Origin of the sequence: Embleya sp. NPDC050154, from assembly GCF_044460165.1 — a bacterium.
GTDB lineage: Bacteria > Actinomycetota > Actinomycetes > Streptomycetales > Streptomycetaceae > Embleya.
This window is the reverse complement of sequence record NZ_JBITJP010000008.1, coordinates 149,513-164,381: the sequence shown is the minus strand read 5'-3', so window position 1 is coordinate 164,381 and position 14,869 is coordinate 149,513. Positions and strand designations below refer to the sequence as shown.

The following is a 14,869-nucleotide window of genomic DNA, read 5'->3' as shown; positions in this document are numbered from 1 at the left end:
TCGGACCGCGAGGCCCGACCCACACGCGTTGTCGAGATGCTCAGCCGCCGCTCGGGACGGCCGAGATCTTCCCGGACGGGCTGCCCGATGTGGAGTTGCTCGGCGCCCCGGTCGACGGCGGCGCCGACGTGGGCGGCTGCGAGCTCGGCGGCGGCGTCGTCGGCGGTTCGGTGCTCGGCGGCGGGGTGGTCACCGGCGGGGTGGTCACCGGTGGAGTCACCGGAGGCGTCGTGACCGGCGGCGTGACCGGGGGTGTCGTCACCGGCGGCGTGACCGGCGGCGGCGTGGGCGTGGTCGGCGGAGCCGGGACGTGCGGGATGGCCGGGGCGTTCACCGTGCCGGCGCCGGCGTCGGGACGCACCACGCCGAGGATCGGCATCGAGCCGGCGTTCGCCACGGTGATCGTGCGGCCCGGTCGGGGCGCGTGCACCATCTTGCCGTTGCCCAGGTACATGGCGATGTGGCTCGCGTCGGAGAAGTAGACGATCAGGTCGCCCGGGCGCATGTCGGCGAGCGGCACGCGCGGCAGCGACGCCCACTGCTCCTGCGAGGTGCGGCGGATCGGCACTCCCGCGAACGCCCACGCCTTCGAGGTCAGACCGGAGCAGTCGTAGCCGTCCGGGCCCACGCCGCCCCAGATGTAGGGCTTGCCGATCTTGTCGATCGCGAACGCGATGGCCAACGCGGCCTTGGGCGTGGTCTGCTGGTCCGGCTTGCCGATCAGCGTGTTCAACTGGGCCTGGCCGGCCTCCGCGGACAGCGCCTCCATCCGGGCCAGTTCGGTGAGCTGCTCGGGGGTGAGGCCGGCCAGTATCTTCTCGGCCTCGGCGATCCGGGTCTGGATGTCGGTCCGGCTGCCGGCCGCCTCCTGCTCCAGCCGACGGCTCTCGGCGAGCTGGGTGTCCGCGCTCTTCTGCATCGCGGTGAGCTGGAGTTCGGCCTGCTTGGCCCGGTTGATGGTGTCCAACTGCGTCTGCGAGATGTGCTCGTACGCCGGCGCGTCGCGCAGGAAGCCCTGCGGGTCCGAGGTCAGCATCAGGGTGAGCAGCGGGTCCAGGCCGCGGGTGGTGTACTGCAAGCGGGCCAGCCGGCCGAGGTCGTCGCGGGCCTTCTCGACGTTCTGCCGGGCCCACACCACGCCCGCGTTCACGTCGTTGACCTTGACCTGGGTGCGGGCCAGTTGCTCGGTGGTGGCGTTGAACCGCTCGGTGGCCTGCTCGGCCTGGCGGTACAGCTCCTGCACCCGGGCCTGCGCGGCCAGCAGATCCTGCACCGACGTGATCGCGGTACCGGCCGGCGGCACGGGCGGTACGCCCGGGTCCGCCCACGCGTTGCCGCCGAACAGGGCCGCGCACAACAGCGCCGCGCCGCAGGTGGTCACAGCCCGGGTTCGCAGACCTTTTCGGCCCCCGAGTTTCACCATGCTTTCGCCCTTTCGGAACTCGAATGCTCTCCTGCGACGGGTGTGTCGATGCCGGCAGGCGACGTCGATTCGAAACGGAACCGGTGCTTCCGGGACGGCAGTTCCCAAAGGCCGGTTCAGCGTCGGATCCTTGCATGTTCCGGCGGCGATGGGCAGAGGAGAATTCACGATCGTCCACTTATCGGAACGGGCGAATGTATCCATTTGCGGACGACACGCCGGGTCCGACCACGGTCAAGTGAACGTGGTGTGTTCAAGATTTCATGTGCCGTTCCGGATCGGACACGAGTCACCGAATTCCGTCGGACACGAGTCACCGAATTCCGTCGCTCCGGCCGGCCGACGCGGCCGACCCGCGTGGGGCCACCGCCGACCACGCCACGGTCAACTCGCCCTGCCGCCGGCGCGCCGGCCGGTCGCACACCGGCCAGTCCCGGGCCAGCGTCGCGGTCGCCGCGAGCCAGCGCTGCCGGGCACCGAAGGCGGCCAGCGGCGCGTGCAGGTCCCAGGCCCGGTCGAACGCGGTCAGGAAGGTGTGCACCGGTTCGCCCGGCACGTTGCGGTGGATCAGCGCCTTGGGCAGCCGCTCGGCCAGCTCGGACGGGCGCTCGAGGCCGGCCAACCGGGCGGCGAAGGTCACCGTGCGAGGTCGCGCGTCGGCCCCGATGCCCAGCCACACCGCGCGCCGGCCCAACTCGTCGCACGTGCCCTCCACGAGCACCCCGTTCGGGGCCAGGCGGGCGCACATCCGAGCCCAGGCCGCCGGCACCGCGTCCTCGTCGTACTGCCGAAGCACGTTGAACGCCCGGATCGCGGTCGCCGAGCGGCCCGCCGGCAGCGGCACCTCGAAGCCGCCCCGGGCGAAGGTCAGCGCGTCCCGGGCGTACGGGAGCGCCGCGGCCACCCGCTCCGGATCGATCTCGAAGCCGACCACCGCGACGTCGGGACGGACCGTGCGCAACCGCCGGAACAGCTCGACGGTGGTCACCGGCGACGCGCCGTAGCCGACGTCGACCACCAGCGGATCGGCCGCGCCGCGCAGCAGCCGCACGTGTGCGTCGATCAGCCACCGGTCCACCCGGCGCAACCGGTTCGCGTTGGTGGTGCCCCGGGTGATCACCCCACTGGGCCGCGACCGGGCCGCGGCCCTCGTCCCCGCTCCCGGGGTGCCGAACCCCGAGTTGCCGCGCGTGCCCATGCTCGCAGCGTAAGGGAACACCTCCACGCGCCCCCGCGAGCGGTCCGGATCACACTCCGCCGGGGAATCTCCTCCCACCACGATGGGTTGGGTCTTGAGTTGGGCCGAGAACCACGGACGGGCGGCCCACGCATCGGTAGTAGCTCTGTACAACTAGTAGCTCTGTGTACACGTGGTAGCTCTGTACACCGGACAACATGACACGGGGCCGGCCTGGGAGGTCAACGAGTGAGCCACCACGTCCAGCGCGCGATCACATTGGGAGCGCGCCGGGGGGCACCTCGTCGAATCGCGACGCTGAGCGTTCACACCTCCCCGCTGCACCAACCCGGCACCGGCGACGCCGGTGGCATGAACGTCTACATCGTCGAACTCAGCAAGCGGCTGGCCGCGCTCGGCATCGAGGTGGAGATATTCACCCGTGCCACCGGCCGGGACCTGCCGCCGGTCGTCGAGATGGCCCCGGGAGTCCTGGTGCGGCACGTCACCGCCGGGCCGTACGAGGGCCTGTCCAAGGAGGACCTGCCGGCCCAGTTGTGCGCGTTCACCTCGGGGGTGCTGCGCACCGAGGCGATGCGCGAGCCAGGGCACTACGACCTCGTGCACTCGCACTACTGGCTCTCCGGTCAGGTCGGCTGGCTGGCCAAGGAGCGCTGGGGTGTGCCGCTGGTGCACACCATGCACACGATGGCCAAGGTCAAGAACGCCTCGCTGGCGGGTGGCGACGCGCCCGAACCCCGGGCCCGGGTGATCGGCGAGTCCCAGGTGGTCGAGGCCGCCGATCGGCTGGTCGCCAACACGGTCGAGGAGGCGGACCAGTTGATCGACCTCTACGACGCGGACCCCGACCAGGTCGCGGTGGTCAACCCCGGCGTGGATCTGGAGACCTTCTGCCCCGGCGACATGGCCGACGCGCGCCGCCGGCTGGGCGTGCCGACGGACGCCACGGTGATCCTGTTCGCCGGTCGGATCCAGCCGCTGAAGGCCCCCGACGTGTTGTTGTACGCGATCGCCCACCTGCTTCAGGCCGATCCGAGCCTGCGCGACTCGCTCGTGGTCGCGGTGGTCGGCGGGCCCAGCGGCAACGGCATGGCGGCGCCGGAGCACCTGCACAAGCTGGCCGCGACGCTGGGCATCCACGACGTGGTCCGGTTCCAGCGGCCGGTCCGCCAGGACGTGCTGGCCGACTGGTATCGCGCGGCCACCGTCGCGGTGGTGCCCTCCTACAACGAGTCCTTCGGCCTGGTGGCCATCGAGGCCCAGGCCTGCGGGACCCCGGTGGTCGCGGCGTCGGTCGGCGGCCTGCCCACCGCGGTGCGCGACGGCGTCTCCGGCACCCTGGTCCGAGGCCACAACCCGGTGGACTACGGCCTGGCCCTGCGCGACCTGATCCGCGCGCCCGGGCTGCGCGAGGACTATGCCGAGGGCGCGGTGCGGCACGCGGCGGCGTTCGGCTGGTCCTCGGCGGCGGCGTCGATGGCCGAGGTCTACGCCGACACGCTGGCCCGCAGCGCGGCCCCGCGTGGCCGGGTCGTGGGCGGGCAGTAGCGTCGAGACGTTCGCACGCCGAATCGAATGGAGTGGCCCGTGGGAGCACAACAGGATCGGGCCGCGGAGACCGTCCGCGCGGCCCTGAAGGACGCCGGCGTCGAGTGGGAGCAGTCCGGGACGAACACGTTCGTCGCGGTCCTGCCGGGCACGCGCAAGCTCAAGACGGCCGTCGCGCTCACGGTCAACGCGCACACCCTGGCGGTGAGCGCGTTCGTGATCCGGCACGCGGACGAGAACCACGCGGCCTTCTACCGTTGGCTGCTCGAGCGCAACGTGCGGATGTACGGCGTGGCGTTCGCCGTGGACACATCGGGCGACGTCTATCTCAACGGCCGGCTGCCGATCGCGGCGGTCACCACCGACGAGGTCGACCGCATCCTGGGCGCCGTGCTCCAGGCCGCCGACGAGAGCTTCAACACGCTTTTGGAGATCGGCTTCGCCACCTCGATCCGCCGCGAATGGGACTGGCGCGTCGAACGCGGCGAATCCCTGAAGAACCTGGAGGCCTTCGCCCGCTTCGCGGCTCCGGAGAACCGCGGCTAGGCCCTGCCCGGCGCCCCGGAAAAGCCCGTGCCCGGGCGCCCGATCGCCTCGATTAGGCTCCTGCCCATGGCTGATGCTCTCTACAAACTGATCCTTCTGCGACACGGCGAAAGCAAGTGGAACGAAGCCGGACTTTTCACCGGCTGGGTCGACGTCGACCTGACCGACAAGGGTGAGAAGGAGGCCGCGCGCGGCGGGCAACTGCTGCTCGACGCGGGTGTGCTGCCGGACGTCCTGCACACCTCGCTCCAGCGCCGCGCGATCCGCACCGCGCAGCTCGCGCTGGACGTGGCCGACCTTAACTGGCTGCCCGTCCGCCGCTCCTGGCGACTGAACGAGCGGCACTACGGCGCGCTCCAGGGCAAGGACAAGAAGCAGACCCTGGAGGAGTTCGGCGAGGAGCAGTTCATGCTCTGGCGCCGTTCCTACGACACCCCGCCGCCTCCGCTCGCGGACGACGACGAGTACTCGCAGTTCGCCGACCGTCGGTACGCGTCGCTGCCGGTGGAGATCCGCCCGCGCACCGAGTGCCTCAAGGACGTCGTCGAGCGCATGCTCCCGTACTGGTACGACGCGATCGTGCCGGACCTGCTCGGCGGCGACACCGTGCTGGTCGCCGCGCACGGCAACTCGCTGCGCGCGCTGGTCAAGCACCTGGACGGCATCTCGGACGCGGACATCGCGGGCCTGAACATCCCCACCGGCATCCCGCTGCTGTACGAGCTGGACGCGAACCTGCGCCCGATCACGCCGGGTGGGCGCTACCTCGACCCGGAGGCCGCCGCGGCCGCGATCGAGGCGGTCAAGAACCAGGGCCGCAAGTGATCACGAACATCGGGTGAACCATCGATCGGCTCCGCGCGGGGCGCCCACCTGTCACGGAAGGGGTGGGGCGCCCCGCACGGGCCGGGCTCGGCGGCCCGAGTGCCGGCTCAGCGGCCGCAGCCGCCCCCGCAATTGCACGCGGAACCGGACTTACAGCCACAGCCGCAACTCGACGGGCAGTTGCAGCCCGGCGTGGGGGCCTGAGGTTGTGGTGGGGTCTGCGGGTCGGGCATGACGACCTCCGAACGATCACCGGTGACAGGCGTGGCGCACGGATGAACGACACATGAAGATCTGCACGATGGACCCTCTGGACGGTTTCACCCGTTCGGAGCAGCTCTACCCTGGAACATGTGGACGTGAACGTTGCTGCTGCCGCTTTGGCCGCCGTATCCGGATTGGCCGTGGGCGTGGCCGGCACCCTGGCTTTCCGCTGGAGTGAGCGAGCCCAGGGCAGGGGCACGGCCGCGGCGCCCGCCGTGGCCCCGTCGCTGCCGCCCGGAGTGGCCACGGTGTTGTCCGTGCTGCGCTCCTCGGCGGTGGTCCTGGACGAGTTCGACACCGTCGTGAAGGCCAGCTCGGCGGCCTACAAGTTCGGCTTGGTCCGAGGCGACCAATTGGTGCCCGAGGACCTGCTCGCGATGGCCAGGGAGACCAGACGCGACGGCGAGATAAGGCAGCGGGACCTGCTGCTGGCCCGCGCCGACGGCGAGGCGCACGAGTTCGAGGTGTCCGCCCGGGTCGCGCCGCTGGGCTCCCGGCTGGTGCTGCTGCTGGTCGAGGACCGTACCGAGGCCCGCCGGGTGGACGCGGTGCGCCGCGACTTCGTGGCCAACGTGAGCCACGAGCTCAAGACCCCGGTCGGCGCGCTGTCGCTGCTGGCCGAGGCGGTGATGGACGCCAGTGACGACCCCGAGGCGATCATCCGCTTCGCGGGTCGCATGCAGATCGAGTCGGCCCGGCTGACCAACCTGGTGCAGGAGCTGATCGACCTGTCCCGGGTGCAGAACGACCACCCGCTGCACCACGTCGGCCCGGTGCCGCTGGACGAACTGGTGGCCGAGGCCGCCGACCGTTGCCGGCAGGCCGCCGAGTCGAAGCAGATCACCCTGGAGATCGGCGGCGACCGTGACCTGATCGTGCCCGGGGACCACAATCAACTGGTGATGGCGCTGGGCAACCTCGTCGAGAACGCGGTCAACTACTCTCCCGCGAGGACGAGGGTCGACATCGAGGTCAGAGCCGAGGCACGGATGGCCGTCATCACCGTTTCCGACCAGGGGTTGGGCATCCCCCAGCGCGACCTGGATCGAATTTTCGAGCGGTTCTACCGCGTCGATCCGGCCCGTTCGCGGGCCACCGGCGGTACCGGCTTGGGCCTGTCCATCGTCAAGCACATCGCGGCGGGCCACGGGGGAGAGGTAACCGTGCGCAGCCTGGAGGGTGTGGGATCCACCTTCACCCTGGTGCTGCCCTTCAAGTCCAGTACCTCTCAATCGATGTCGATGACATCGTCGACCCCATCCATGGAGGCTTCACGATGACCCGTGTGCTCGTCGTCGAAGATGAAGAGTCCTTCAGCGACGCGCTGTCGTACATGCTTCGCAAGGAAGGCTTCGAGGTGGCCGTCGCCGCCACCGGACCCGAGGCCCTGGAGCTGTTCGACCAGGGCGGCGCCGACCTGGTGCTGCTCGACCTGATGCTGCCCGGGCTGCCCGGCACGGAGGTGTTCCGCGGGCTCAGGGCCAAGTCCAACGTGCCGGTCATCATGGTGACGGCCAAGGACAGTGAGGTGGACAAGGTCGTCGGGTTGGAGATCGGCGCCGACGACTACGTCACGAAGCCGTACTCCACGCGCGAGCTGATCGCCCGGATCCGCGCCGTGCTGCGGCGCCAGGGCGGTGAACCCACGGACGAGCCCCGGGCGATCGAGGCCGGGCCGGTACGGCTGGACGTCGAGGCGCACCGGGTCACCGTGGAGGGCCGGCGGATCGACCTCCCGCTCAAGGAGTTCGACCTGCTCGAGGTGCTGCTGCGCAACGCGGGCCGGGTGCTGACCCGGATGCAGCTCATCGACCGGGTGTGGGGCGTCGGCTACGTCGGCGACACCAAGACGCTCGACGTGCACGTGAAGCGGCTGCGCGCCAAGATCGAGCCGGACCCGGGCGCCCCGCGCTACCTGGTCACCGTGCGCGGTCTCGGCTACAAGTTCGAGCCCTGATCGGCCCGGGGCGCCGGCAACCGCCCCCCAGCGCGACGACGGCGCCCGCGCCGCCCACCGGAACTCCGGGGGCGGCGCGGGCGCCGTCGTAGGTGCGCGCGAGGTCGTCAGCCGCCGGCCGGGGCCGACGAGCTGTTGCGCGGCGTCGAGTTCGCCGCGTTGGTGGTGGTCGCAGCACCGGTCGCGCCCGTCGCGGGCGGCGAGGTCGCGCCCGCGGAGTTGGTGGGTGCCGCGGTGGTGGGCGGCGCGGCCGGCGGAGCCGGCGGCGGCGGGGTGAACGCCGGGGTCGGCTTGAGCTGTGCGAAGTAGCCGGACGGCCCGTGCACCGAGACGTCCAGCGAGGTCTCGCCGGCGGTGCCGAACGCGAAGGTCACCTTGCGCCACGAACCGGCCTGCACCTTCGCCGCGTTCGGGAAGACCAGCGGGCCGAGGTAGGTCTTGCCCTGCGGGCTCTCCGCGGCCATTCCCTGCGGGCGGTCGACCAGGTACAGCGAGCCGCCCGCCGGGATGGTCAGCGGGCCGCCCAGGGCCTGGCCGGCGCCGTCGACCGTCACCTTGGTGATGGTCTCGGGCGTGGTGCCCTCGTTGAACAACGCGCCACCGAGCGCGACCAGGTCCTTGCCCGGGTCGCTCGTCACCAACTGCACGTTCTGGATCTTGAGCGCGCCGAACGCCGTGTTGGCCGTGTCGGGCTTGATCTTGTTGGTCTCGGCGTCGTTGCCACTGGCGCAGCCCGCGGCCAGGGGAAGGACGACGGCGACGGTGGCGGCGAGGGCGCCGCGTCGAAGGCTGCGGCTCACGGCGGCGGCATCTCCTTGAAGATCTTGGATCGAGGACCGGTCAGGACGACCGGGGACAGCGTACTCAGCCCGGACGGACGACTTGTACGCGGCTCACCGCGCCGACAGCCGGCTTCGGCCCGGTCGAGGCGGCGGAATGATCTCGAACACGGGACCGACATGGGTGGGGCCCGTGTGACATATGGGTCGCGCGAGAGCGCTCGGCTCGCCACCCGGAGGAGTTGTTTGTCCTATTTGTTCGAGTCCTGCGGGTGTGGGGTTCCCTGTCCCAGCACGGCCGGAGGTCGGTTGTCAAGCCCCGACTAAGGCCCTGACCTGCGGAAACGTCATTCAGTAGGGGCGTGTCCCGTGTTACCCTAGAAAGCCACGGAAGGGGTACCTGTCACATGACGTTCAAGGTTGGCGACACCGTGGTCTACCCCCATCACGGGGCCGCGCTGATCGAGGCGATCGAGCAGCGCACGATCAAGGGTGTGGACAAGACCTATCTGGTGTTGAAGGTCGCCCAGGGTGATTTGACCGTCCGCGTGCCTGCGGACAACGCGGAATTCGTCGGTGTCCGGGACGTGGTGGGCCAGGAAGGGCTCGACCGCGTCTTCGAGGTACTGCGCGCTCCGCACACCGAAGAACCGACGAACTGGTCACGACGTTACAAGGCGAACCTGGAAAAGCTCGCCTCCGGTGACGTTATCAAGGTCGCGGAGGTCGTGCGCGATCTATGGCGCCGCGAGCGTGACCGCGGCCTGTCGGCAGGCGAGAAGCGCATGCTGGCAAAGGCTCGGCAGATCTTGGTGAGCGAGTTGGCGCTCGCCGAGAACACGAACGAGGACAAGGCCGAGGCCATCCTCGACGAAGTTCTGGCTTCCTGAGCCGTAGGATCCGCCCGTCGGTGACGGACGGATCCGCCGGTGCGGTGTCGGCGCGATTCCGCGTCGGCGCCCGGGTGGTTTGAGGGGACTTCGTTGAACGCTGCGGTCCTTGTGCCCGCTGCAGGGCGTGGTGAACGGCTTGGTCCCGGTGCGCCCAAGGCGTTGCGTGAGCTTGGGGACATCCCGATGCTGGTGCACGCCGTCCGGTCGCTGTTGGCCGCCCGCGGGGTAACCGCGGTCGTGGTCGCCGCACCGCCGGACGGTGTCGCCGGTGTCCGGAAACTTTTGCGTGCGCATTTGCCGGCGAAATCACCCCTACGGGTGGTCGCGGGCGGTGCGACACGCCAGGAATCGGTGCGGCTCGCGCTCGACGCGGTCCCCGCCGATCACGACGTCGTGCTCGTGCACGACGCCGCGCGTCCGTTCGTGCCGGCCGAGGTGGTGGAGGCGGTGATCGCCGCCGTCGCCGCCGGGGCCGACGCCGTGGTGCCCGCGTTGCCCGTGGTGGACACGGTCAAGGAGGTCGCCTCGATCGACGGCGCCGAGACCGTGGTTCGCACGGTCGACCGGTCGTCTTTGCGCGCCGTACAGACCCCCCAGGGCTTTCGGCGGGCCGTTCTGGCACGCGCGCACGCCGAGGCCGGCGGCTTCGGCGGGGAGGGCGCGACCGACGACGCGGGCATGGTCGAACGCCTCGGCGGAGCGGTCGTGGTGGTGCCCGGTTCCGAAGAGGCGTTCAAGGTGACCCGACCGTTCGACCTGCTGCTCGCCGGCGCGCTGTTGGCGCGGCGCGCGGAACAGGCGGCCGAAGGGGCGGCGATCGGTGTGGAGAGTACGGAGACCGACGTTGTCCGGTGAGCACGCCTCTCGTGTCGTTTTGCCCCGCACCGGGATCGGGGTGGACGTACACGCCTTCGAGGAGGGCCGCGAGTTGTGGGTCGCCGGTCTGCACTGGCCCGGGGAGACCGGGCTGGCCGGGCACTCGGACGCCGACGTGGTCGCGCACGCCGCGTGCGACGCGTTGTTCTCGGCGGCCGGTATCGGCGATCTGGGCGCGCACTTCGGCACGTCCCGGCCGCAGTGGTCGGGGGCGTCGGGAGTGACGCTGTTGACCGAGGCGGCGCGATTGGTGCGCGCGGCGGGCTTCGAGATCGGCAACGTCGCGGTGCAGGTGATCGGGATCCGGCCGAAGGTGGGCCGGCGCCGGGCCGAGGCCGAGGCCGCGTTGTCGGCCGCGGTCGGTGCGCCGGTGTCGGTGTCCGGGACCACCACCGACGGACTCGGGCTGACCGGGCGGGCCGAGGGGGTGGCCGCGATCGCCACCGCGCTCGTGGTCGCGACGTCGAGCTGATCATCGGCACGGCCGGGTGATCGTCGCGAACAGGCAAATAACAGGGGAACGCCGGGCCGTCCCGACGCTCTAAGCTTGCGCGTGTGAGCATGCGCCTGTACGACACCAGCACCCGCACGGTCCGGGACTTCGTGCCGCTTGTCGAGGGACAGGTCTCGATCTACTTGTGTGGTGCCACCGTGCAGGCGCCGCCGCACATCGGGCACATCCGATCGGGGCTGAACTTCGACGTGCTGCGCCGGTGGTTCGCCCACCGCGGCAACGACGTCGTGTTCTGCCGCAACGTCACCGACATCGACGACAAGATCATCGCGAAGTCCTGCACGGAGGGGATTCCGTACTGGCAGGTGGCGCAGACCAACGAGCGCGCCTTCGCGGACGCGTACACCGCGCTCGGCTGCCTGCCCTCGACGGTGGAGCCCCGGGCGACCGGGCACATCCCCGAGATGATCGCGATGATGGACCGGCTGATCGCGACCGGGCACGCCTATCCATCCGGCGGCGACGTCTACTTCGACGTGTCCTCGTTCCCCGCGTACGGCGCGCTGTCCGGTCAGAAGCCGGACGCGATGCGCGAGGCGGAGGACGCGGGTGCGGGTGCGGCGGGCAAGCGGGATCGCCGCGACTTCGCGCTGTGGAAGTCGGCCAAGCCCGGCGAGCCCTCATGGGAGACCCCGTGGGGCAACGGCCGTCCGGGCTGGCACCTGGAGTGCTCCGCGATGGCGCACAAGTACCTGGGGCCAGCGTTCGACATCCACGGCGGCGGGCTCGACCTGGTCTTCCCGCACCACGAGAACGAGATCGCCCAATCCAAGGCGGCGGGCGACGCGTTCGCCAACTACTGGATGCACAACGCCTGGGTCACCCTCAGCGGTGAGAAGATGAGCAAGTCGCTCGGCAACTCCGTGCTCGTATCGGAGATGCTCAAGCGCTGGTCGCCGCTCGTCCTGCGGTACTACCTGGCCACCCCGCACTACCGGTCGATGATCGAGTACAGCGAGGAGGCCCTGCGCGAGGCCGAGGTGTCGTTCGGGCGGATAGAGGGATTCCTCGAGCGCGCGGGCGAGCAGACCGGGGCGATCGAACCGGCGGCGGAGGTGCCGGCGGTGTTCGCCGCGGCGATGGACGACGACCTGGGTGTGCCGCAGGCGATGGCGGTCGTGCACAACACCGTGCGCGACGGCAACACCGCGCTGGCGGCGGGCGACAAGGACGCCGTCGTGCGGCACGCGGCGGACATCCGGGCGATGCTGGGCGTGCTCGGCATGGACCCGCTGTCGGAGCAGTGGACGGCGGGCACCTCCGCCGGTCGCTCCGACGAACTGCGCGGGGTGGTCGACCACCTGGTCAAACTCGCGCTCCAGCAGCGCGAGGCGGCGCGGGCCCGCAAGGACTACGCCGCGGCGGACGCGGTTCGGGACAGCCTCACGGCGGCCGGGATAGTGGTGGAGGACACGCCCAACGGGCCCCGGTGGACGCTGCACCGGGACTGACGGGAATCGGGCCCACCCGGGCCCGACGAAGACGTGCCGTACGGCCGGATCGCCACGAGGTGGCGGGCCGGCCGTACGGTTGTACAAGCATGTGAGCTGTTATCGCAGCTGATGATGAAGCAATCGAAGGGATGTACCCGTCATGGCCGGCAACACGGAGCGCCGTAACAAGCGCAACGAGGGAAGCAAGAAGGGGCCCTCGGTCGGTACTGGTGGGCACAGCCGCCGGGCGCTCAAGGGCAAGGGGCCGACGCCGCCCGCGGAGATGCGCAAGGGGCACGCCAAGCAGCGCGCCGCGAACGCCGCCGCCAAGCGCAAGGCCGCGGCGCCGGCCGCTCGACGCGCCGCCGGCGGTCGTCCCGGACGCGGCGGCAAGAGCTCGAACGAGCTGGTCGCGGGCCGCAACTCGGTGCTCGAGGTGCTGCGCGCCGACGCGCCGGCCACGTCGTTGTTCATCGCGCAGTACATCGACAGCGACGACCGGGTGCGCGAGGCGATGAAGATCGCGAACGTGCGCGGCATCCCGCTGATGGAGATCCCGCGTCCCGAGCTGGACCGGATGACCGACGGCGCGATCCACCAGGGTCTGGTGCTCCAGATGCCGCCGTACGAGTACGCGCACCCGGACGACCTCGTGGTCGAGGCGCACGACCGCGGCGAGACGCCGATCATCGTCGCGCTCGACAGCGTCACCGACCCGCGCAACCTCGGCGCGGTGATCCGTTCCGCGGCGGCGTTCGGCGGCCACGGTGTGGTCGTGCCGGAGCGGCGCGCGGCCGGGATGACCGCGGGCGCCTGGAAGTCCTCGGCGGGCGCGGCCACGCGGGTCCCGGTGGCCCGGGCGGCCAACCTCACCCGTGCGCTGGAGGCGTACAAGAAGGCGGGCCTGACCGTGGTCGGCCTCGCCGCCGACGGCGACATCTCGCTGGAGGAACTGGCTGCGGCGACCGACCCGATCGTGGTGGTCGTCGGTTCCGAGGGCAAGGGCCTGGGCCGACTGGTCCAGGAGACCTGCGACATCACCGTGCGGATCCCGATGGCGGGCGGCAACGAGTCGCTGAACGCCGGCGTCGCGGCGAGCATCGTGCTCTACGAGGTGGCCAGGCGTCGCGCAGTGTAACGCCGCGCCGGGGGCCGTGGGGCCCGCATCGGGTAATACGCGAAGGGCCGCATCCTCTGGTGCCCTCGCGCGGTTATTGATGCGTGGACACCAGATCTGAAGGCAGCTACGGCGGTGCTGTCGGGCTGTTGCCCTCGCCCTCGGCAGTGCGCGATCCCGGCGATCCGGCGACGGTCGCCACCCCCACGAAGACCCTGCGGGTGGTGATCGGCGGCCCCGGGGTCGGCGGCAGACCCGTGCCCGGAGCGCGTGGCCCGGCGGACGACGCCACCACGCGGCTGCCGGTGATCCGGGACGAGGCACCGCGGCGGCGGGTGCCACCCGTGCGTCGCGATCTCGCGGCCGGCCGCGAGCGGGACGGCACCTCGGCCCCGGCGCCCACGCACGCGCGCCGGGCCACGCTCCAGGGCGGCACGGTGTTGTTGCCGCTGCGGCTGTTCCTGGGCGGGGCGTTCCTGGTCGAGGGGCTGCGCAAGCTCTACGCGCCGGGCTTCCTGGATCCGAGCTCGACCGATTCCTTCGGGCACCGGATCGGTGTGCTGCGCGAGGGCAGTTTGTCGCCGTCGGTGATGGACCTGGCCGCCGATCACGCGATCGGGGCGGGCCTGCTGTTCGCGTTCGGGCAGGTGGTGGTCGGCTTCGCGGTCATGCTGGGGTTGTGGACCCGGCTCGCGGGCCTGCTCGGGATGTTGCTCTCGCTGGGCGTACTGATCGCGGTGGGCACCGGCTCCTCGCCCTACCACGCGCCCTACGTGGTCTTCCTGGCCGCGTTCAGCCCGCTGGCCCTGGCGGGCGCGCCGATGTACTCGGCGGACGCGTGGTTGTCGCTGCGCACCTGGCGCGGCCCGATCATCACTCCCGTGCGGGCCCGGCGGCGCAAGCTCGGCTACGGTTCGATGCTGGCGTTCGCGGGGGTCGGCGCGACGCTGCTCGCGGGCTCGTTGCTGGGCGGCGGCCACCGGCACCTCGACGAGTCCGACACCGGCCGGGTCGGCGACCAGGGGCCCGCCGCGACCGTTCCCGTCGTCCCGGCGGCCGGGCCGCAGGGCGGCGCGGTGGCCGGCCAGCCGCGCCCGCCGGTGGCCGAACCCTCGGTGGCGACCGGACCGGGCCGCCCGAGCACCCTGCCGCAGACCACGCCGCGCGCGGCGAACACCCCGACGCCGAGCGCCGTTCCCAGGACCGGGACGGGCGCGGCCAAGTCGTCCCCGACCGACACGGCCGAGAAGAAGTCGGCGCCGCCCTCCGCGCCGGCCGCAGGCTCGACCACCGGTTCCTCCGGCAGCGCACCCAAGACCGGTGCCACCGCGAGCAAGCCGCTGGGCGGCCTGCTCGGCTGACCGGCCGGACGCACACGACGTGGCGGGGGGCCCCCCCCCCCCGGGGGGGGGGCCCCCCCCCGGGGGGGGGGGGGGCCCGCCGGGGGGGGGTGGGGGGGGGCCCACCCGTGGGGGTTTTTGCCGGGGTTGAACATT

At 71.4% G+C, this 14,869-nt stretch carries 14 protein-coding genes; 11 read left to right on the top strand and 3 right to left on the bottom strand.

Translation table 11 applies throughout. The features are described from left to right. Positions 1 to 40 precede the first annotated feature (40 nt). Together ACIBSV_RS18940 and ACIBSV_RS18935 are read right to left on the bottom strand one after the other, a co-directional pair. Positions 41 to 1,423: an NlpC/P60 family protein gene (locus ACIBSV_RS18940; protein WP_395864356.1), complete on the bottom strand. Its 1,383-nt coding sequence runs from the start codon at positions 1,421 to 1,423 to the stop codon at positions 41 to 43. Positions 1,424 to 1,736: 313 nt separating this feature from the next. Further along, the gene (locus ACIBSV_RS18935) at positions 1,737 to 2,621 is read right to left on the bottom strand and encodes a class I SAM-dependent methyltransferase (RefSeq protein ID WP_395864354.1); all 885 of its coding nucleotides are present in this window, start codon (positions 2,619 to 2,621) and stop codon (positions 1,737 to 1,739) included. A gap of 228 nt (positions 2,622 to 2,849) precedes the next feature. Between ACIBSV_RS18935 and mshA the strand changes: the two genes are divergently transcribed. From mshA to ACIBSV_RS18910, 5 genes are all read left to right on the top strand, one after another. Then, positions 2,850 to 4,169, top strand: a complete 1,320-nt coding sequence (mshA, locus tag ACIBSV_RS18930; RefSeq protein ID WP_395864352.1) for a D-inositol-3-phosphate glycosyltransferase — start codon at positions 2,850 to 2,852, stop codon at positions 4,167 to 4,169. 27 nt (positions 4,170 to 4,196) lie between these two features. Continuing rightward, positions 4,197 to 4,715 (top strand): YbjN domain-containing protein, encoded by a 519-nt coding sequence (locus ACIBSV_RS18925; protein ID WP_395864350.1) that lies wholly within the window; start codon positions 4,197 to 4,199, stop codon positions 4,713 to 4,715. Between the two features lie 66 nt (positions 4,716 to 4,781). Further along, complete coding sequence (locus ACIBSV_RS18920; protein ID WP_395864349.1) at positions 4,782 to 5,540, top strand: phosphoglyceromutase; 759 nt, start codon at positions 4,782 to 4,784, stop codon at positions 5,538 to 5,540. A 353-nt stretch (positions 5,541 to 5,893) separates the two neighbouring features. After that, the gene (locus ACIBSV_RS18915) at positions 5,894 to 7,084 is read left to right on the top strand and encodes a sensor histidine kinase (RefSeq protein WP_395864347.1); all 1,191 of its coding nucleotides are present in this window, start codon (positions 5,894 to 5,896) and stop codon (positions 7,082 to 7,084) included. Next, on the top strand, positions 7,081 to 7,761 hold the full coding sequence (locus ACIBSV_RS18910) for a response regulator transcription factor (RefSeq protein WP_020552235.1): 681 nt from the start codon (positions 7,081 to 7,083) through the stop codon (positions 7,759 to 7,761). Before ACIBSV_RS18915 ends, ACIBSV_RS18910 begins: the two co-directional genes overlap by 4 nt. Positions 7,762 to 7,868: 107 nt before the next feature. Here the strand turns inward: ACIBSV_RS18910 and ACIBSV_RS18905 are convergent, their stop codons facing one another. Further along, the gene (locus ACIBSV_RS18905; RefSeq protein WP_395864345.1) at positions 7,869 to 8,561 is read right to left on the bottom strand and encodes a hypothetical protein; all 693 of its coding nucleotides are present in this window, start codon (positions 8,559 to 8,561) and stop codon (positions 7,869 to 7,871) included. A 386-nt stretch (positions 8,562 to 8,947) separates the two neighbouring features. Between ACIBSV_RS18905 and ACIBSV_RS18900 the strand changes: the two genes are divergently transcribed. From ACIBSV_RS18900 to ACIBSV_RS18875, 6 genes are all read left to right on the top strand, one after another. Beyond that, positions 8,948 to 9,430, top strand: coding sequence for a CarD family transcriptional regulator (locus tag ACIBSV_RS18900; protein WP_020552233.1), 483 nt, complete (start codon positions 8,948 to 8,950; stop codon positions 9,428 to 9,430). 93 nt (positions 9,431 to 9,523) lie between these two features. Continuing rightward, positions 9,524 to 10,288 carry a 2-C-methyl-D-erythritol 4-phosphate cytidylyltransferase gene (ispD, locus tag ACIBSV_RS18895; protein ID WP_395864343.1) on the top strand — a complete coding sequence of 255 codons (765 nt, stop codon included), beginning with the start codon at positions 9,524 to 9,526 and terminating at the stop codon, positions 10,286 to 10,288. A 19-nt stretch (positions 10,289 to 10,307) separates the two neighbouring features. Then, complete coding sequence (ispF, locus tag ACIBSV_RS18890; protein ID WP_395864341.1) at positions 10,308 to 10,781, top strand: 2-C-methyl-D-erythritol 2,4-cyclodiphosphate synthase; 474 nt, start codon at positions 10,308 to 10,310, stop codon at positions 10,779 to 10,781. Between the two features lie 83 nt (positions 10,782 to 10,864). Then, a complete protein-coding gene (cysS, locus tag ACIBSV_RS18885) occupies positions 10,865 to 12,274 on the top strand; it encodes a cysteine--tRNA ligase (protein ID WP_395864339.1) in 1,410 nt (469 codons plus the stop codon). 142 nt (positions 12,275 to 12,416) lie between these two features. Beyond that, a complete protein-coding gene (gene rlmB, locus ACIBSV_RS18880; protein WP_395864337.1) occupies positions 12,417 to 13,394 on the top strand; it encodes a 23S rRNA (guanosine(2251)-2'-O)-methyltransferase RlmB in 978 nt (325 codons plus the stop codon). A gap of 83 nt (positions 13,395 to 13,477) precedes the next feature. Beyond that, positions 13,478 to 14,734, top strand: coding sequence for a TQO small subunit DoxD (locus tag ACIBSV_RS18875; RefSeq protein ID WP_395864335.1), 1,257 nt, complete (start codon positions 13,478 to 13,480; stop codon positions 14,732 to 14,734). Positions 14,735 to 14,869: the final 135 nt, after the last annotated feature.

Coding starts and splice junctions, on each gene's coding strand:
- ACIBSV_RS18940 (WP_395864356.1), bottom strand. CDS start 1,423: ATGGTGAAACTCGGGGGCCGAAAAGGTCTGCGAACCCGGGCTGTGACC.
- ACIBSV_RS18935 (WP_395864354.1), bottom strand. CDS start 2,621: ATGGGCACGCGCGGCAACTCGGGGTTCGGCACCCCGGGAGCGGGGACG.
- ACIBSV_RS18925 (WP_395864350.1), top strand. CDS start 4,197: ATGGAGTGGCCCGTGGGAGCACAACAGGATCGGGCCGCGGAGACCGTC.
- ACIBSV_RS18920 (WP_395864349.1), top strand. CDS start 4,782: ATGGCTGATGCTCTCTACAAACTGATCCTTCTGCGACACGGCGAAAGC.
- ACIBSV_RS18910 (WP_020552235.1), top strand. CDS start 7,081: ATGACCCGTGTGCTCGTCGTCGAAGATGAAGAGTCCTTCAGCGACGCG.
- ACIBSV_RS18900 (WP_020552233.1), top strand. CDS start 8,948: ATGACGTTCAAGGTTGGCGACACCGTGGTCTACCCCCATCACGGGGCC.
- rlmB (WP_395864337.1), top strand. CDS start 12,417: ATGGCCGGCAACACGGAGCGCCGTAACAAGCGCAACGAGGGAAGCAAG.